This window comes from Nostoc sp. (assembly GCF_036917775.1).
Taxonomy (GTDB): domain Bacteria; phylum Cyanobacteriota; class Cyanobacteriia; order Cyanobacteriales; family Nostocaceae; genus Nostoc.
On record NZ_JBALEQ010000037.1, the window covers coordinates 1 to 17,084 of the forward strand.

At 42.1% G+C, this 17,084-nt stretch carries 20 protein-coding genes and 1 pseudogene; 12 read left to right on the forward strand and 9 right to left on the reverse strand.

Annotated features, from left to right (window positions below):
- Both V7K69_RS06400 and V7K69_RS06405 read left to right on the forward strand, forming a co-directional pair.
- Window positions 1–191: hypothetical protein (locus tag V7K69_RS06400; RefSeq protein ID WP_335032445.1), on the forward strand; the 191-nt coding region annotated here is incomplete at its 5' end.
- Window positions 192–721: 530 nt separating this feature from the next.
- Entirely contained in the window at window positions 722–1,429 is a 708-nt protein-coding gene (locus tag V7K69_RS06405) for a hypothetical protein (RefSeq protein WP_335032159.1), read from the forward strand.
- Here the strand turns inward: V7K69_RS06405 and V7K69_RS06410 are convergent, their stop codons facing one another.
- Together V7K69_RS06410 and V7K69_RS06415 are read right to left on the reverse strand one after the other, a co-directional pair.
- Window positions 1,430–2,224, reverse strand: a complete 795-nt coding sequence (locus V7K69_RS06410; protein ID WP_335032447.1) for a sugar phosphate isomerase/epimerase family protein — start codon at window positions 2,222–2,224, stop codon at window positions 1,430–1,432.
- The gene (locus V7K69_RS06415; RefSeq protein WP_335032163.1) at window positions 2,224–2,925 is read right to left on the reverse strand and encodes a hypothetical protein; all 702 of its coding nucleotides are present in this window, start codon (window positions 2,923–2,925) and stop codon (window positions 2,224–2,226) included. Before V7K69_RS06415 ends, V7K69_RS06410 begins: the two co-directional genes overlap by 1 nt.
- A 161-nt stretch (window positions 2,926–3,086) precedes the next feature.
- On the opposite strand from V7K69_RS06415, the gene V7K69_RS06420 reads away from it, so the two are divergent.
- The 3 genes from V7K69_RS06420 (at window position 3,087) to V7K69_RS06430 (ending at window position 5,182) form a co-directional block, all read left to right on the forward strand.
- The gene (locus V7K69_RS06420) at window positions 3,087–3,434 is read left to right on the forward strand and encodes a hypothetical protein (protein WP_335032165.1); all 348 of its coding nucleotides are present in this window, start codon (window positions 3,087–3,089) and stop codon (window positions 3,432–3,434) included.
- Between the two features lie 88 nt (window positions 3,435–3,522).
- Window positions 3,523–4,089 (forward strand): GIY-YIG nuclease family protein, encoded by a 567-nt coding sequence (locus V7K69_RS06425; RefSeq protein ID WP_335032449.1) that lies wholly within the window; start codon window positions 3,523–3,525, stop codon window positions 4,087–4,089.
- 205 nt (window positions 4,090–4,294) lie between these two features.
- Entirely contained in the window at window positions 4,295–5,182 is an 888-nt protein-coding gene (locus V7K69_RS06430; protein ID WP_335032451.1) for an alpha/beta hydrolase, read from the forward strand.
- A 196-nt stretch (window positions 5,183–5,378) separates the two neighbouring features.
- Here the strand turns inward: V7K69_RS06430 and V7K69_RS06435 are convergent, their stop codons facing one another.
- Window positions 5,379–5,675, reverse strand: coding sequence for a hypothetical protein (locus V7K69_RS06435; protein WP_335032452.1), 297 nt, complete (start codon window positions 5,673–5,675; stop codon window positions 5,379–5,381).
- Between the two features lie 64 nt (window positions 5,676–5,739).
- Here V7K69_RS06435 and V7K69_RS06440 point away from each other — a divergent pair, with 64 nt between their 5' ends.
- Window positions 5,740–5,880, forward strand: a complete 141-nt coding sequence (locus V7K69_RS06440) for a hypothetical protein (RefSeq protein WP_335032454.1) — start codon at window positions 5,740–5,742, stop codon at window positions 5,878–5,880.
- A 120-nt stretch (window positions 5,881–6,000) separates the two neighbouring features.
- Here V7K69_RS06440 and V7K69_RS06445 read toward each other — a convergent pair whose 3' ends face one another.
- The 6 genes and pseudogenes from V7K69_RS06445 to V7K69_RS06470 form a co-directional block, all read right to left on the reverse strand.
- Window positions 6,001–6,486, reverse strand: coding sequence for a hypothetical protein (locus tag V7K69_RS06445; RefSeq protein WP_094345298.1), 486 nt, complete (start codon window positions 6,484–6,486; stop codon window positions 6,001–6,003).
- 191 nt (window positions 6,487–6,677) lie between these two features.
- A pseudogene (locus V7K69_RS06450) lies at window positions 6,678–6,779 on the reverse strand (HU family DNA-binding protein); the annotation flags it as partial.
- Window positions 6,780–6,847: 68 nt separating this feature from the next.
- On the reverse strand, window positions 6,848–7,345 hold the full coding sequence (locus tag V7K69_RS06455; protein WP_335032456.1) for a GNAT family N-acetyltransferase: 498 nt from the start codon (window positions 7,343–7,345) through the stop codon (window positions 6,848–6,850).
- Between the two features lie 51 nt (window positions 7,346–7,396).
- The gene (locus V7K69_RS06460; protein ID WP_335032458.1) at window positions 7,397–9,913 is read right to left on the reverse strand and encodes a molybdopterin-containing oxidoreductase family protein; all 2,517 of its coding nucleotides are present in this window, start codon (window positions 9,911–9,913) and stop codon (window positions 7,397–7,399) included.
- A gap of 415 nt (window positions 9,914–10,328) precedes the next feature.
- Window positions 10,329–10,778 (reverse strand): hypothetical protein, encoded by a 450-nt coding sequence (locus V7K69_RS06465; protein ID WP_335032460.1) that lies wholly within the window; start codon window positions 10,776–10,778, stop codon window positions 10,329–10,331.
- 201 nt (window positions 10,779–10,979) lie between these two features.
- The gene (locus V7K69_RS06470) at window positions 10,980–11,255 is read right to left on the reverse strand and encodes an HU family DNA-binding protein (RefSeq protein ID WP_335032462.1); all 276 of its coding nucleotides are present in this window, start codon (window positions 11,253–11,255) and stop codon (window positions 10,980–10,982) included.
- A 116-nt stretch (window positions 11,256–11,371) separates the two neighbouring features.
- Here V7K69_RS06470 and V7K69_RS06475 point away from each other — a divergent pair, with 116 nt between their 5' ends.
- From V7K69_RS06475 to gnd, 6 genes are all read left to right on the forward strand, one after another.
- A complete protein-coding gene (locus tag V7K69_RS06475; protein ID WP_335032464.1) occupies window positions 11,372–11,677 on the forward strand; it encodes a hypothetical protein in 306 nt (101 codons plus the stop codon).
- Between the two features lie 833 nt (window positions 11,678–12,510).
- Window positions 12,511–12,981, forward strand: a complete 471-nt coding sequence (locus V7K69_RS06480; protein WP_335032466.1) for a LuxR C-terminal-related transcriptional regulator — start codon at window positions 12,511–12,513, stop codon at window positions 12,979–12,981.
- Window positions 12,982–13,023: 42 nt separating this feature from the next.
- Window positions 13,024–13,563, forward strand: a complete 540-nt coding sequence (locus V7K69_RS06485) for a general stress protein (RefSeq protein WP_335032468.1) — start codon at window positions 13,024–13,026, stop codon at window positions 13,561–13,563.
- Window positions 13,564–13,929: 366 nt separating this feature from the next.
- A complete protein-coding gene (locus V7K69_RS06490; RefSeq protein WP_335032470.1) occupies window positions 13,930–15,219 on the forward strand; it encodes an NAD(P)/FAD-dependent oxidoreductase in 1,290 nt (429 codons plus the stop codon).
- Window positions 15,220–15,413: 194 nt separating this feature from the next.
- Window positions 15,414–15,869: a hypothetical protein gene (locus V7K69_RS06495; protein ID WP_335032472.1), complete on the forward strand. Its 456-nt coding sequence runs from the start codon at window positions 15,414–15,416 to the stop codon at window positions 15,867–15,869.
- A 192-nt stretch (window positions 15,870–16,061) separates the two neighbouring features.
- Window positions 16,062–17,036 carry a phosphogluconate dehydrogenase (NAD(+)-dependent, decarboxylating) gene (gene gnd / locus V7K69_RS06500; protein ID WP_335032474.1) on the forward strand — a complete coding sequence of 325 codons (975 nt, stop codon included), beginning with the start codon at window positions 16,062–16,064 and terminating at the stop codon, window positions 17,034–17,036.
- The last annotated feature ends 48 nt before the right edge of the window (window positions 17,037–17,084 follow it).

Genomic DNA, 17,084 nt, shown 5'->3' on the forward strand with positions numbered 1-17,084 from the left:
AGCAGGTTAAATGTTACTTTGTCAGCTTCATGGAACGGCTAGAGTCTGGTGTGGATGCGATTAAAGAGTTTCTCTCTACCCTTAAAAGCGATGAGGGTTGGGGTGTGATGGTGGTGTTTGAGGAGGCACAACCGCAGATTTTTGGTCAGTTGGTGTCCGAGGCTCCCGAATGGCTCGAATGGATGAGTTAAAGTTTTGGGTTTGGGGCGATGGCTGCGCCAACGTCAAGGACGAACGCACAGAAGTTGATTTTCAGCCTGTGGTCTGTGATTGGCTGGTGGATGTGTAGATCCGAGTAGTTCACTTTTCCATCAAAACGGTTACTGTGACTTGGTTATTTTGCAGTCTCCTAGTTTGGAGCAAATCATCTCTATCGCCTTCCCCTTAGAAAAAATAATTGTGTGTTTGTTATCTTCGGTGTCGCTTAAAGTGACTTGTTTAGTTGCGCTCAATTTCTCCATATCCCTAATCGTATTTTCAAAGAAATACGATTCATGTCCACAATCGCAACGAAAGGATGATGGATACATTTCTATTGCCATCTTAAACGCCACGATAAATACTCTCAAATACTACCATCTTTTATGAAATGAACGATTGCCTAGAGCAGTGGCGAGTGTCATTAACGGAGATTTTCATGAGTTCTGTCGGAAAAAATAAATTTAAACGGTATAGTAGTACATTAATACTATATAATTCTTACTAAATTGATTCAAAACACATGAAGCAAGTAGTTAGACAAATTAAAGAGCGAATCAAATTCGAGTTTGAATTAGAAGCAATTAAATATGAATTGTGGAGATTAGATGACTATGAATATAGAAAGCTTCAAAAAAATAGTTTTTTTATTAAAGATGAAGATTCATTCTTCAAGAATATTTACTTGTCTGAAAATAAAAGCCAAGACAATTTGAACCTAGCACAGTCGTTTATCACGTTAACTTGGCTTTTTGGAAATAGCAGTGATTCATTTGATAGTTGCAAAGGCTCTTTTAGTTTCCCATTATTACTAACTATTAATAAAACAATAGGAAGTTTTTTCTATTTATTGCATATTTTTGATGCTAAAGGCTGGATATATTATCGAATATATAAAGTATTTGAAGATGAATCAGACATACCTCCAATCCAGAATGAAGTATTTGAATCAGAGTTTACACGCCAAGAAATTAATAATTTTCTCGACTATATACATAGATATATTAGTGAGTCTTTTAAAAGTTTAAATTCTGTAACTGCACCCGAATCATTTTTGAAAGCAATTGATGCAAGCTTGATAGTTTACGGTTATTACAATAACCAGTATATTGAGGAAGGATATAATAGTAAGAAGTCATATCAAGCAGCACTTAAAAGATTTCGGTTACTAGGGCTTTGGCCTTGGCAATCACAGAATATAAGTGGCTTGTTACAAACTATTATTAGTTAACTATCGGAAAGTTAAAGCAGCGATCCGGTTGTACTCTTGCTGCACTACTGAAACAGGCAATCGATTTAATCGGCTCTCTAACACCAAGGGAATTCCCTTTGGAAAATTAGTAATCTGAGATAACCACCAAGTATTGTCCGTAATCCGCGAATGTATATCTTGCCGTCCATCATTGTCTGAAATGTGAATTTCTAAAAGTTTCTCTGGTGGAAGTCCCAACCATTCATTCAACAGTATTTCGGTTTTGTCACGCCAAATGTTGAGATGGGCCAAGTCCACAACTATCTTGACCTGGGGAACATCTTGGCAAAATTGAGCAAGTTCTGAAGCATTATCTAAGAGGTTCTCAACAGCACTATTTGGGAGTGTAGGATACATTGTTTCTACACCCAGAACAATACCTCGCGTCAGACAAAGCCGATGAAGACGATGAATGTTTTTTACAAATGTTGTATACGCTAAAACGCGTTCAGTTGTTTTACAGAAGTTTCCTCCATGCACTGAATAAGCGGTAACACCCATGCTAGCTAAATAGTCTATCAGTTCCTCAAAATATTTCCAATCTTGAGGTTGAGCTAGGTTGAAAGAATAATGGCGTGCGCTCCAAACAAAAGCATGATGCGCTCGATAGACCATTCCCTGTTGTCTAAAATCCTCTACTGCTTGCGCTGAATCAGTATCAGGTCGAGGCCCAATTGCTAGCTCAACATACCGGATTCCTGCATTCCAAAATATTGTTAATGCTTCACGGGTTGAAACTCCACCATAGGCTGACAAGCTCAAATACAATTGCATCAGTCTTCCTCTATGGATGAATAATTAAAAATAGCTCTTCTAGGTTTAAGTGCGAATATTTTGAGGGAGTAACCTACTAATGTGCTGATTTCAGCCGCTAATTGCTGTTTTTGTGACTCTGGATATTCCATATCTCTAAGTAAATATTTTACGTCACCATAAATGTAGTCCTCAATTTGCCCTTTTATAGAAGTTTCACTACACTCGTTGACGTTATATATGCGTTTTAATGGTATTTCATTGAGCGAATGCTCAACTGAACCTAATTTTAGAGACAGAGTATAGCTATACCCGATAAAGTTACGTTCGTCATCATAACCATTCAGGTCTTCGTGAGTTTGGTAGTTGCTCAAACCTATCGGTAGTTCGAGCATCGCCAATAACCAAGTAGTTGGATCTTCTGCAATACTAAATTCTGATTTGCGCGTGTACCAATTATTACTTTTAGTCTGTTTTAACTCTTGTACAAATGCTCTTAATCCTGGCGTTGGCAACAAGCAACGAGCATCAGTAGCGAGAGCATCAGTGATCCGTTTAAGTTCTATTGCTTGTGTTTCTACTAAGCTCTGTTCTGCGTCACGAATTTCTTGCATTCGTGTAATGACCAACTCTTGCAAAGAAGCAATTTGTGGATCGAATTGGCTGGAATGATCTTGTACTAATTCTTCATACAAAGAAAGTAGGGAATTAGAATCTGCCATAGCATTCCTCAATTTGGAAGTACAAAATATTAATAACTATTGCAGTTTGAAGCTGTTGAACCTGGTTTGATAGTTCTTTTGTACTAATATACCACTAACTCTTTCAATCGATGCTTCAACGCAAAATTATTTTTTATCCAGCAGTTGCTAGGAGGATTTTGATGCCCAACTGGAGTGCGATTGAAGCTAGTTTTTTACATCTAACCCAACCACAGCAATTGGGTGAATTAGCATCAAGTCTGGCACACTTGAAGTCTTGGGTACAAAGTAGCGATTGTAACCAAGTTATTCCAGTATTGTTACACGAAAGTTTGTTGTATTTGTCTTTAAGACAGCAAAATAGTGAAACCTATAATGTCGAATTAAACCAACTTCAAGACTTGTTACAAGATTGGCAACGCAATTGGGATACCATCAAGGAGCAATCAAGCCAAAGGGTAAGCATAGCTGATGTTGCTTCTAATTGGTCAGAACGAGTTTTAAATATGTCTGGTTTATTGAGTTCTTAATCAATTAGCCCCTAGTCTGAGCGATCGCCACTGTCATCTCTGTGTTGGAATACTTTATCATGACTCTGGTTGCACTCAACAAACATCTTTGGAACCCCAACAACTCAATCTCTTTGACAACAATACAATTACACCTAGCTATGGTAGTAAAACAGACACTCTGCTGATGAGTGCTGATGCTTTACAAGAATGGAAATCGCGCATACTGACTCATCAGCAACGGCAGCGAGAAAGCCAACCATTACAGCAGACTACACTGTTCGACCTCACTTCCAACCACTGCGATCCCAACGCAATTGACCCACTGAAGCTACACCTTGTCCCAATGTCTTTCTACAGAAAACCTGCTGATAGCTCTGGCGATGCTTGTCTATATTTTATTTTGGATTCAGCAGTTGGGCTAGTGCTATATGTTGGGGAAACTTGCCGCAGTAATAAGCGGTGGAAAGGTATTCATGACTGCAAAGAATACATTGCAAATTACCAGAATTTGCATTCTCGGTATGGGTTGACGACGGCTGTGAATGCAGCGTTTTGGTGGGATGCTCCGGTTGACCGACGCGCACGGCAGCAGTTGGAGTTGAAGTTGATTCTAAAGTGGCGAAGTCCTTTTAACAAGGAGAATTGGGAACTGTGGGGACAGCCTTTTAACTAAATAGAAATGCTGGTTTTGCGAACTATCAAGTTAGGGGCTGGATGAGCTATGGCAACCAGAGGGAGCGTTTAGAGTGAATACTCATCAATAATAAAAAATGTTTCTCGCTTCTGACAGACTAACTTAAGAATATGTCCTCTGCTAGATTTGAAGTAACTACTTAATCAATAAAGTGAACTATATATGTGAACACAATAAGTAATAAATGAAAGTTGGCATTCAAAATACAGCAGAAATCCTGGAGCAAGTTCACCAATTAGAGTCCACACTAGGTCTGAAAAATGAAGCCTGTCGCTCCAAATTTTTAATTCATCCTTACTTCACGTCAAAAGTTTTTTTGTTTTTGCATGGTTTTACAGCAGGCCCCTACCAGTTTGAGCCGCTTGGTCAAGCCTTCTTTAACAAGGGACATAACGTTCTAATTCCTTTACAGCCCGGTCATGGACGCTCAGGAAACTGGAGTTGTAAAAATCCCCCACCACTCCCAACAGATATTCAGATATATCAACAATTTCTTCTCAAATGGTTGCAGATTGCAAAAACACTAGGCCAACAAGTTGTAATTGGTGGATTGTCAACAGGTGGAACTTTAGCTGCTTGGTTAGCTTTAGAGCATCCCCAGGAGATTGCCAGCACTTTATTATTCACCCCTTATTTAGCTAGCCGTTACTCACTATTAGATCAACTTATCAAAATCCTACCAATTTACTTTGAATGGTTTAACAAAGACGCATCTGGCAATTTTGGTTATAAAGGTTTTTGTCTCAAGTCATTACGGATATTTCTTCAGTTGGCAAAGGAAGTTTCAGAAAAGGCTCAAGGCTGTGTTTCCGCTCCTATTTTAATGGTCTGTAGTGAAGCAGATCGCGCTGTTAACCTTTCTAAACAACAAGATTTTTTCCGAAAGGTAGTTAAACAGCAACCGAAATCCTGGTATTACTGTTTCGATGATTCGCTTCACATTGAACACCGAATGATGACAAAATTGGAAGACAATGATTATGAGGAGCTTGTAATTACTCTTGCGAAAGCATTTGTTGAGAGTGATTTGACTTGGGTAGAGTTTAAGCAAATGGCAAAGCTGATAGTGTAGGGACAAACCTATGACCAAATCATGCTCAAACTCAACTTTGATGGACAAGTTTCTCAACAGCTAGCTGCAATGATGACTCAAGCTTTTGGCTGTGAGCATCTCAACTGCATCGATCCAGATTCCTAAACCCACGGTCTTCCTTGAAATGCCCAATTTGGCAGCAATTGAACGCACTCTGTAAAGCCATCACTCTTTCTTACTTTCTTGCGCTTAATGCCTGCTTGCTCAGTTGCATCACAATATTTTGGGGCAATGGGTCTATGACAGCATCAGTCGGCAGAGATGTAATAAAAGCTGTCACCTCTTCCCCAGTTTTGTATTTCCCCTCACTCCAAGCATCAGCAATCTGTTTCGCTACCCGGTCAGCATCATCAGGGTTCGCATGGGCGGTAATACATTGAATATCATTACCTGTAAATGATATCCATGTCTGCCAAAGTCCTGTAACTGGATGCTGAACAATGCCTGTAGTCAGTTCATTCTCTTCAAGCACTGATTTTTTCTTTGGCCCACCGAATCCTTTAAACATAGCTGTATTTAGTAAATGCTATTTTAAAATGCCCAAAATCAACACAGCGATCGCACGGCAGGAGTTGGAATTGAGTTTAATTTGGAAGTGGCGATGCCTGCGACGGGCTATTCGGTGTCGCCATTTAATCAAAGATAATGGAGAACGATGGGGGAAGCCTTTTGGGTAGGGTGGCTCACTCATGCTTTATACCGTACCACTTGCCTACGGCACGCTCCGCGAACGTGGATCTTGCGAGAGCAAAGCGTCTCCAAGAGTTGGCGTGCGGGTACTTCATCACATTTTTTACTTATTCCTGAACCATCAACTCTTGTAGCAACGCATCATTTATCCTTTGTGCCTCTGTCCCACTACTTTCTCTAATATCAAAAGCTTGCTGCACTATGGTTTGAACTGACTTTGGTAATGATTCAAATTTTTCCGAATTGAGTATGACGAGGCGGCAACCAGGATAAGGCATAAAATCAGTAAACGGTTCCATCCCCGATGTAATCAGAGTTTTGCTAAGTTCGGCGATGGGATGATGAGGCTTTTGGTTGTCCTCACTGCGGTTGATTTCTGATGCCATATAGCCGCAAAACCAACTCAAAGTGTCAATATCTTTCTGCAATGCTGCCAAAATCCCCGTTACTACTCGTTGGTTGAGGTTGACAGGTAGATTATCAAAGATGCTGTCTAGGTCTTCTGGGTGTCGCTTGTGACAATAACGCACCGCAGATTCAATAAGTTTATCGATTTTGGTGGGTTGGGGCTGTCCAAATCCCTTTGCACACATGGCACTGCCTCAAAATTTACGTGCTGGAAGACGCGATTTTAGCAGAAACAGATTTGTTGGTACGGGAGTAATACCAGAATTGTATTGACATACTCCCTAAGAAGCAGTCAAAGTTTCATAGTCGATTCGATACTTGAATTAATCGATTGTGGCTTTGCAGTGATTGGATCGCCAGTGGTAAAGCAATTAATCTATGGCGCTACTTTTTCTTTAAACTGTTTCCCAGCAGAAAATGCAGGCACTTTGGTAGCTGGAATAGTCATTAGCTCATTGGTTTTCGGATTACGCCCCTCGCTCTTAAAAGCGATGCCTACGGCGGCAAGCTACGCGTCGCTCGAATCACCCAAACCTTATCAAGTAGTTAGCCATTATAGGCGAATACCAAAAATTCAGTGCCTTCATAGATGAACTCTGCCATCTTGCACATACCCATCTTTTGATGTGCCTGAAGTGATGCTTTGTTGTTTGCCTTGATGAACAGTATCCCTTCCCGTTCTGGTAAAAAATCTTTCAATTTAGCAAACATTACCGCAGCAATACCTTGCCCTCGCATAGTTTCATCAACACAGATGGGGCCATATAAGTAAGAATCTTTTGTACCAGCGTAGGCTTGTAACATTACCGTTATAATTGGTAAATTAGCAGTTGCCTTTGACCAACTGAGTAAGAATCCTACAACTTGCCCATCTTTGCGGGCTACAATGCTCGGCATTTTAGATATGGTCATCATCACTGCCTCTGGCTCAAGATGACCTAACAACATACCACCATGTTCTGCGTCATTGGCTTGCGCCAACTTGAGAATTCCAGTAACATCGCTGAGGCTGGCACGAGCAATCACGATATCATCAAGACACATATTTGGTTGAAATAAGTGGGGAGATACTCAAAATCAAAGAACAAGTAATTCTTATGCTTTTTTGACTCGGCAGGCAAAACATTTAAATGCCTGCTGTCCTGAGAGATTGTCATAATATTGTTTATCTATCAAGATATTAACTGACTCATAGTAGGGAGTTCCAAACTCTTCTGCCATTTTCTGCCCAGGCCCGAACCAGCCAGGGACAAAAATAGTATCTTCTCGAATTCCTGACCAAACCAATGCAGTGCCAGTGATTGCTCCTCTGGGACTTTCAACTATAATTTCATCACCATTTTTAATGCCTACTTTTTTCGCAGCTTCTGGGTGAATTTGTACCAATCGAACACCATTCATTTGCTTACCCGTATAAGTCCAGTGAGTTACAGAGTGGAAATGAACTACACTTGGTCTGCCAGTCATTCCCATTAGTGGGTACTCTTTATGTACCTCACCAGAAGTCATTTTTCCTAATTTAATGTTTTGAGTCAGTGCCTCTGGATTTACAGGATTTTTTACCAACTCAGATGTGTATTCAATGGTAGGATGCTTACCTATTACCTCTGGATGGGTATAGAAGCTTGGCAGAGCAGAGTGTCCAGCCTCAGCTAGCCGACTTTGTAATTGAGGAGTATAAATTTCTACTTTCCCACTGGGAGTTAAAAATCGCTTACCAATATTATCAGGGTTAAGAGCTGATGCGGCTTCATACCAAGATGCATCATCTAGGTAAAGTGTGCTGACACCAGGATGATCTACTGTGGGACAAGGCCAACGCAAGGGTTCTGTTCTTTGAGATAGTCTCTGTTGGGTCATACCTCCCATTCCTGGAGTATTGGTTAGAAAAGTTGCCCACAGTTGACGATAGTCTTTCCAAGAATCAGGAAAGTTGTCCCTCCAGTATTCAGGCGGATTGCGTTTGTCTAATTTCGCTGTGGCGTGTGCTAAATCAATCCAGATATGCCAATCTGGTTTGGACTCACCTACCGGAGTCACCACTTGTTCTTGCCAACGGATTGCTCGATCATCCCGCCGCATATAAACGGTTTCCATTTCAAAACCACTGGTTACTGGCAAAATAATATCAGCATAGTAGGCTGATTCTTCCATAAACAATCCAGTGTAAACATAAAATTCTAATTGGCGGTAAGCCTGTTGTACTTTAATTGTGTCTGAACAAGCCAATAAAGGATTCCCCTGAGTAACGATCGCTTTGAGTTGATAAGGTTCACCTGAAATGATCGATTCCGCAAAATAATCTGGCCCAACTGGTAGTGCAATCTCTTTGCTAGGCGTTTTACCAATAATCGCTGGCAACTTCAATTCCCCTGGCCAGGTATTGTGCATAAAATTGCAACCACCACCAGGAATACCAATATTGCCTGTAATCGCGGCTAGGAATGTCAAACAACGGTAAGTGTCAAAAGCCCCCAATTGATGAGAAATCCCAGCGTTGCAGAAAATAGCAGCAGGCTTAGTTTTGGCATAAGCCTCAGCTATCGACCTAATTTTTGATGCTGGAACATCCGTCACTTTGGCTGCCCACTCTGGTGTGTAGCTGAAGCTTTTTAGGTGATTTTTCAGTTCATCAAAACCTAGTACCCATCGTTTTACAAAGCCAGTATCGTATAAGTTGTTAGTCACAATGTGATAGAGCATTGCCAAAACCAAAGCCAAGTCAGTGTGTGGTTTCGGTGCAATCCACTCATCAGCTTGCGCTCCTGTAGGAGTCAAGCGCGGGTCGATAACTACTAATTTGGCTTTGGTCTGAACACGACTTCTGAGAAGATAGGCAAAGGTTACAGGATGGGTTTCTGCTTGATTCGTACCTAAAAACAGAAAGAATTTGGCACTTCCCAAATCTTCTTTTTTAGTCACATCATCGATTCCGTAACCGTTTGTAAAATTACCCAAGCCAAATGTCCATGCCAAAGCATTGCCACCTGCATCGTTGCATACAGGCCCAACATCGGTATTATTAGGACTGCCCAGCATACTAAAATAGCGTCCGACCAGAGAACCTGTCCCCCGTGGGAGTCTGCCAGAGGTTTTGTTCGCGATCGCTCTAGCTTCACCTGCATCCCTGAGTGCCAAAAACTTGCTAGCTATAATTGAAAGTGCTTCATCCCAAGAAATTGGCTCAAATTTAGAACTGCTGTCACCTTTGTTTCCACTAACCCGCTTCATTGGGCTTTTCAAGCGAAAACGATTGTAGACTAGCTGGGTCATCATTGGCCCTTTGATACAAAACCCACCATCCTGTACTGGGTCATTTGGTTCACCTAAGACATCTATAATCCGCCCGTCTTTAAGGTGAACTTTCAATCGGCACAGAGAATTGCAGAATTGACAAGCACTATCTACAATCTTGTCTGGCTCTAGGGCAGCCGATTTCTGAATAAAATCAAATTCAGTACTTTGGAGAGGGATTGCCTGATCCTGTCCAGGACTTGCAGCATCTGCCACTTCTTTTTTTAGTAACTCTGCTGCACTTAAAGCTGCTGTACTAATAGCCGCCCCTTGGAGAAAACCACGCCGTGAGGTCTTTTTCTTGCCTTTTGATGTCATGGAGATCCTCTCCTTAGATATCGCACTGATTACAGCATTTCACAAATGTGGGTGAGTTTAGCTACCTCTGATTATAGATATTACATATTTGAATAACTCAACATAATATTGTGCGCTTTTCATTCCACATCTATTGCTTTGGCTGTGTTCTGGCTGGTGATGACTAGAAGTTCGCTTTCCCCAAAATTGCAACGCTATTTTTAAATTCCCAAAAATCAGCAGCGAACGCACAGTGGTAAACCTGCTAACCAGTTTAATTCCATTGGGTTGGGTTGTGGGAAGCAACACATGAAAATTATATCCCTAAAATTGTTGGTTAAAAGTTTGGGAGAAAATATCGGGCTATTATGAGATACTCTACTGATTTACTTTACACAGTAGAGTCTATAAACATACATTACTTTTATGCTAAAAGCTATTTACAAAATCTTTGAAGAAGGGATACAGCTAGTTCATAACTATTAGGTTGAGTTTGTACTGCATAGGCTTCTCTTTCTAAATCTTGCCTGTGAACATCAGTATAGCGCATAAAAAAAGGTCGAGCATAATTACTCGGCTGAATATTTAGACCTAAAGTTTTTATTTTCCCTTTCCCTGCACATACTTGTGCAGCATGAACTGCTTCATGAATTAGAGTTTGAGTACTAATATGTAGCTCAAAAACTACTGGATTAATCCAAATTTTTTTGTCAGCCTCTCTCAATAATCCATAAGTTCCTCGCTTTGGTGGTAGCTCAATTATTATCTGAAACCCTTGATTTTCTAATTGGTTTTTTAAATTAATAAATTTTGGTTCGAGAGTAGGCAATTGTGAAATCAATAAGAAAGAAGTTAATAGTAAGGTTTGGATGATTTTGATAAACAACAGAAGATGCTCCGAGAAAAGGCATCACGAAGGCAGGTGTTAGTGTAGTGATCGCAAGAAGGCGGGCGGTTACGCCATCGCGCTTTTTTTACATCTGCAATTCGACACTCACATTCCATCTACCGTTGCCCCACGCTGTCTTGAGAAAAGCGAGAGTTACAGCTTTACAGTGATTGGATAGCCAGTGGTAAAGCAATTCATCTATGGCGCTACTTTCTCCCGAAACTGTTTCCCAGCAGAAAACGCAGGTACTTTGGTCGCTAGGATAGTCATTGGCTCATTAGTTTTCGGATTACGCCCTTCACGTTCTGAGCGATCACGTCGCTCGAATGACCCAAACCCAACGAGCGTTACCTTATCCCCATTGGCTACAGCCTCGGTAACAACTGACAAAAAAGCACTAATGATTTCATCGGCTTGCTTTTTTGTGACGTTGGCCTTTGTTGCTACAGCATCAACTAGTTCACCTTTGTTCATAAATCACCCTGAAACATTGCAAGTAAACGAAATCTAGCATTACTAGCTTTTATTAGCAAAGGGGGAAAGGAGTAAAAATCAAGCAACACACGAAAATTAATAATGCACGGCTACTATTGTATCGATTTGGTGCGATAGATAATTATCATTTTGCTCCCAGAAATTCTGAGTTAATTGACTATCTTCAAAAAGATAAAGATTTTACTGAACAAGAAGCACGCTCGCTATATCCACAAGTGCAAGGTAAAGATTATAACCCGCCTCGGCGTGAGCGTGTTCTTCAATGGCAGTCGCAACAAGAATTTCCCATCTGCTCGAATCCTGATAATCCAGATGCTTGTAACGTTTATAAGGACTTACAGTTTCCAGAGGAGGTATATGAGCATATCTCCGAATATCATGAACAAAAGTTAGAAAGCTAACACATGAATTACCTCTGCATCTTATTATTAATATTTATTTAGTGATGCAGAGGTACGGTTCTGATAGTCGAATTTGAAGAATGACAACAACCAATCCTCTAAAACTTACCCAACTACTGATTTAAAGATTCCCGGTGTTGTTGATTTTTTTCTCGTCGGGTCATATCAAAAGGACTTTATTTTTTAAATGCTAGGGGGTCATAAATTCCTGCTTGCCAGTTTCCATACATAAGGTAAAGCCTGAGCCTATTTTATTAGCCCAAATTTTTGCCAAGCTCACTTTTTTGGGATATATCCATTCCCTTTTCACAGGCGTTGAACCCTCATAAACTGGCTAAGGTATTGAACTTTAGTATGAATTTAAATTCCAACCTTAGTTGGAGCCAACTTTACATTGATATATGGACTGATTCATCAATCATTGTATTGTACAAAAGTTCCAACTTTAAGTGGACGACAACTTAGAGTTAATTGCATATATTTAATTCAGGCAAATATTGAGAGTAATTTAGTTCCAATATTTCAGTTTCCTTCACACAAAGATAGTAAGAAGAGGGTTGTATGCTCAACACTGATGCTGAACATACAGTATCAGTGAGCTTTGACCGTGACCTGATATTTCCCAATTCTTACCTGATATATGTAAAAAAGTGTACATTGTTCGCGTTTTGGTAACAGCATGATCGGCTTTACATCATCGTCAGATCAATTGTGTTATTGATTTTTATTCATGGTCTTCTGGCAACAGAATAATTTCTCAGTATTTCAAACAGCTTAGATCATTTACTAATTGAGTCAGTAATCTCAATCAATATTTCGTTGAGGATAATTTTATGACACGTATGTCATTACTAGTTGAAGATGATTTTGAGTATTCCAAAGTTCCAACTCAGAGTAACTTTTTTGGAAATTCTCCTATTAATCATGCACTCACTGCTGTCGCCCAAAAGGTCGCTAGATTGCTTCAACACGCAAATCCTGTTCAAGCTGATGGCAGCAACCATGCTGAAACAATTGCAATTCGAGCCATAGAACCGGAATACAGCCAAATCCTTACTATTGAAACGTTGACTGAGCAAGAGTTAGAGATATTGCAACTGATTGTTGACGGGTACAGCAATGATGGATTTGCCCAAAATTTGTACATCAGTAACAGGTACGGCGAAAACCCATGTTCGCAATATTTTGAAGAATTCTGTGCGAGCGATGCCGAAGGCAAGGCTTCTCTACGAGAGGCTACGCCAACACCAACGCACTCAGGTAGCAATCCGGGCGCTGCGTGCGATCAGGTCTTGTCCACTTAAAAGATAATGCTGTTTAATTCTCACTCATAAGGAGTCAAATCTATGTCATACAAACACGAAACTGTGAAAGTTTTTCCATCCCATGTTGAAGCAGAAGCCGCCGTATTAGAACTGCAAAAAGCGGGCTTTGATATGCAAAAGATTTCGATCATCGGTAAAGACTATCAAACCACTGAACATATCCGTGGCTTTCTCACCTGGAAAGATACGGCTAAAGCTGGAGCCGGAGAAGCAGGTTATTGGGGCAGCTTTTTTGGTGGACTATTTGGCATTCTCACAGGGGTTGGTTTGCTGTTTATTCCAGGAGTCGGCCCTGTGATTGTAGCTGGACACGTTGCCGGAGTGCTGGCAGGTTGGCTCGAAGGTATGGTTGTAGGGGGTGTAGGATCTGCTGTGGCAGGGGGGCTGGTAGGTGCCCTTGTAGGATTGGGAATTCCCAAAGAGCAAGCCCTGAAGTACGAGACAGAAATCAAAGCTGGTAAGTTCATGGTGATTGTCTCAGGCACAGATGAGGAAATTGATCGAGCGCAACAGATTCTAACTAGGGTAAATCCTAAAGTTGCTCAAGAAGTTGTTGTTTAAATTAACAGCAGCCACACCCTGTAATGTCATATTTTATTTCTGACCTAATCTCTTAACCCTGTTTTATCACTCTCGGAAAACAATAATCTCAGCCTGATTCTGAAAGTTTTATTTCATCAAGGTTTGAGGCTTTATTTTCTAACAGAAACTAAAATTTATAGACAAAACGTGGAAATTAAAGCCCTGTAACCGTTTGGGCGATTGGATTCTCCCACTCTGACAAAAGAGGGTTAATTATGCCGTCTCTAAAGCTCTGATGGTTCCAGAGCTTTATCTTGATCACAGGAATCAGTCGTTAGCGTACATTTCGGTTCCAATGCTACTCGTGCATGATTGCTTGCTGCTGTTTATTAACCACTTCCTAAAATGAATTCTTCTCGCCCTACAGTGATTATCGGAGCAGGCTTCGTAGGTCTTTTTACAGCCTTGCATCTGCGTCATCAGCAAGACTTGCGGTCGATCATTTTGATTGATCCACAAGAAGAGTTTGTCTTCAAGCCAATGTTGTATGAACTATTGACAGGTGAATTGTCAGAAGATGTCGTTTGTCCGACTTATAAAGAGTTGCTCCAAGGCAGTGATATCAACTTTGTACAGGACAAAGTAGTGGCGATCAACCTGCAAGAAAAACGTCTTGAGTTAGTTTCTGACTCAGATTATATCTATAGTCATCTGGTCTTAGCTGTTGGCAGTATTCAGGGTTATTTAGGAACAGAGGGCGCACAAAAAAACGCATTCGCATTTCGGACACGAGAGAATGCGATCGCTCTGGAACGCCAATTACGAGAATGTTTGCAACGTGCTAGCCAAACGGATGACGAAACACAACGGCGATCGCTCCTCACGTTTGCTGTCGTTGGGGCAGGCCCGACAGGGGTAGAAATGGCAGCAACCCTGGCAGATTTGTTACCCGACTGGTACGCCCAACTCGGCGGCGATATTCGTCAGATTCGCATTGTCTTAATCAATCATGGCAAGACGATTCTCGCAGGTGATGTCAACGCAAGTTTGCAGTCAGAGGCTCTCCACGCTTTCAGAACTCGAAAAGTACCTGTTGAGTTGATATTAGGCGTAGGGGTGAAAGCGGTTGCTCAAGACCACCTGGAGTATCAACCTGCCAACAGCACTGAGATAAAAACGCTGTTGACTCAAACCACCATCTGGACAGCCGGGACTGCGGTGAACCCACTCATCCAAAATCTCAAGTCCCAAATTCCCGCAGATCACCTGGATAAGCATGGGCTACCACTTGTCACTTCAACTCTGCAACTGCTGGATTTTCCAGAAGTGTTTGCCGCAGGCGATTGCGCGAACGTGCAGCCACAACCCTTACCGGCTCTAGCCCAGGTGGCATATCAGCAAGGTGCAAGCATTGCTCACAATTTGATTGCCCTTGCTAAAGGAGCATCCCCTAGCCCAGCCGATGTGAGTCTTCGGGGTACGCTAATGAAATTGGGTTTAGGAAATGGGGTAGCAAGGTTGTTTGACAAAGTGCAGATAACTGGCAAACCTGGCGATCTAATTCGCAGTGCAGTGTATTTGGAAATGCTGCCCACCCCACTGCATGACTTTAAGGCAACCACAGAATGGCTGAGGGAAGAAACTTTCTATCGCTATCACAGACCCAAGATGAAGCCAGAAACCACTGCAAAATAGCCTCTCTCTTCGGTTGAACAACGAGAGCGATCCCTGATTCATCTGTGTATGCCACTGGATTAGAGTGGACAACCTCCTCACCGCCGCCAAGCGAAAACTTTGAAGAGATTCCCACTATCACCTCAGAACAATATAGTTACGAGGGATTTGACAGATTGACAGTTGATCGATCATCTATTTAAAGAGAACCACTGATGAAGACACGAACAACAAAACGATTGGTTGGTGGAATCTTAACGATTGGCATGATTGGACTGCTACGCTCGCAGTCTCTCTTGGCGCTTCCAGTCAGCCAAGCTCAACCAAATTCCTCTCAAGACTATGTACTTCCCTACCGGGGCAGTTGGACGGGAACCTTCCGTACTGTCGGTTCTCAGGGGCAGATACTCGTATTTATCGATCCTGCCGGCAAACTATACGGAAGTTTGAAGTCTAATGATGGTGAGAACTTTGCTCAAATTAGCGGTTCCCATCGCGGAAGTAAGTTTCATCTGGTTTTCACCCCTCCACCCAGCAGCCTTAACCAGTTTGGCACCGCTAGTCCTTACACCGTTGATGCAACCGCAAAGTGGGAGCAAGGGGTGAGTCGATTTGTGATCTCAGCCTCAACTAGAACGGGTCACTCACAATTATATACATTTGAGAAATAAATCGATAATCGATAAAACAATACATCGAACGGAGTCGCGATCGCCTCTGGCGAAGCTTAAGCCCATCGCTTCCCTTTTGTACAGGTGATTTGAGCAGGAAGGATCAAATATTGCTGTTCTGTTAATGAACCAGAACCTTATCTCTAATCAGAACTGACTGTATGCAAACGAGAATTACATTGGAGAAAAATTATGCAGATGGGAGTGATTGGTCTAGGACGTATGGGTGCGAACATTGTTCGGCGACTGCTGCAAAACAACCATGAATGTGTGGTGTTCAATCGCACACCTGATAAAGTGAAACTGCTTACATCAGAAGGGGCGCTCGGCACTTACAGCTTGGATGATTTTGTCCAGAAGCTCGATAAACCTCGTGCGATTTGGTTGATGGTGCCAGCCGGAGAACCAACCGAGGAGATGGTGAAGGAACTGGCTGCAAAACTTGATTCCGGCGACATCTTAATTGATGGCGGCAACTCTTACTACATTGACGATATTCGACGGGCAAATGATCTGATGCAAAAGGGCATCCACTACCTAGATGTGGGAACCAGTGGCGGAGTGTGGGGTTTGGAGCGTGGTTATTGCATGATGATTGGTGGATCTGAGATGGTGGTTCAGTATCTCGATCCCATTTTTCAATCATTAGCTCCCGGACGGGGTGATATTCCGCGTACTGCTGGACGGGAAAAGGTGGGTGGTACGGCTGAAGAAGGCTATCTACACTGCGGATCGAATGGGGCGGGGCATTTTGTCAAGATGGTGCATAATGGCATCGAATATGGTTTGATGGCAGCCTACGCAGAAGGATTGAATATCTTGCATCACGCCAATGTGGGTAAGCAAAACCGTGTGGCTAATGCTGAAACGACCCCCCTCCGCAATCCTGAACACTATCAGTATGACTTGAATCTGCCCGATATTGCCGAAGTTTGGCGACGGGGCAGTGTAATTGCCTCCTGGCTACTGGATCTAACTGCGATCGCCCTCCTGGAACAACCAGACCTATCAGGCTTTGGGGGGCGCGTGTCTGATTCGGGTGAAGGACGCTGGACGATCGCAGCCGCCATTGACGAAGGCACTCCTGTCCCTGTACTCAGCGCAGCCTTGTATCAACGGTTTAGAGCCTGTCAAGAAACAACTTTTACAAGTTTTAGAGAATATTGAGGGTTGGTGAGATAGTGTAATTCCATTCGCCATGAAATTCATGTGGCG

Coding starts and splice junctions, on each gene's coding strand:
- V7K69_RS06405 (WP_335032159.1), top strand. CDS start 722: ATGAAGCAAGTAGTTAGACAAATTAAAGAGCGAATCAAATTCGAGTTT.
- V7K69_RS06410 (WP_335032447.1), bottom strand. CDS start 2,224: ATGCAATTGTATTTGAGCTTGTCAGCCTATGGTGGAGTTTCAACCCGT.
- V7K69_RS06415 (WP_335032163.1), bottom strand. CDS start 2,925: ATGGCAGATTCTAATTCCCTACTTTCTTTGTATGAAGAATTAGTACAA.
- V7K69_RS06420 (WP_335032165.1), top strand. CDS start 3,087: ATGCCCAACTGGAGTGCGATTGAAGCTAGTTTTTTACATCTAACCCAA.
- V7K69_RS06430 (WP_335032451.1), top strand. CDS start 4,295: ATGAAAGTTGGCATTCAAAATACAGCAGAAATCCTGGAGCAAGTTCAC.
- V7K69_RS06440 (WP_335032454.1), top strand. CDS start 5,740: ATGCCCAAAATCAACACAGCGATCGCACGGCAGGAGTTGGAATTGAGT.
- V7K69_RS06445 (WP_094345298.1), bottom strand. CDS start 6,486: ATGTGTGCAAAGGGATTTGGACAGCCCCAACCCACCAAAATCGATAAA.
- V7K69_RS06455 (WP_335032456.1), bottom strand. CDS start 7,345: ATGTGTCTTGATGATATCGTGATTGCTCGTGCCAGCCTCAGCGATGTT.
- V7K69_RS06460 (WP_335032458.1), bottom strand. CDS start 9,913: ATGACATCAAAAGGCAAGAAAAAGACCTCACGGCGTGGTTTTCTCCAA.
- V7K69_RS06470 (WP_335032462.1), bottom strand. CDS start 11,255: ATGAACAAAGGTGAACTAGTTGATGCTGTAGCAACAAAGGCCAACGTC.
- V7K69_RS06480 (WP_335032466.1), top strand. CDS start 12,511: ATGACACGTATGTCATTACTAGTTGAAGATGATTTTGAGTATTCCAAA.
- V7K69_RS06485 (WP_335032468.1), top strand. CDS start 13,024: ATGTCATACAAACACGAAACTGTGAAAGTTTTTCCATCCCATGTTGAA.
- V7K69_RS06490 (WP_335032470.1), top strand. CDS start 13,930: ATGAATTCTTCTCGCCCTACAGTGATTATCGGAGCAGGCTTCGTAGGT.
- V7K69_RS06495 (WP_335032472.1), top strand. CDS start 15,414: ATGAAGACACGAACAACAAAACGATTGGTTGGTGGAATCTTAACGATT.
- gnd (WP_335032474.1), top strand. CDS start 16,062: ATGCAGATGGGAGTGATTGGTCTAGGACGTATGGGTGCGAACATTGTT.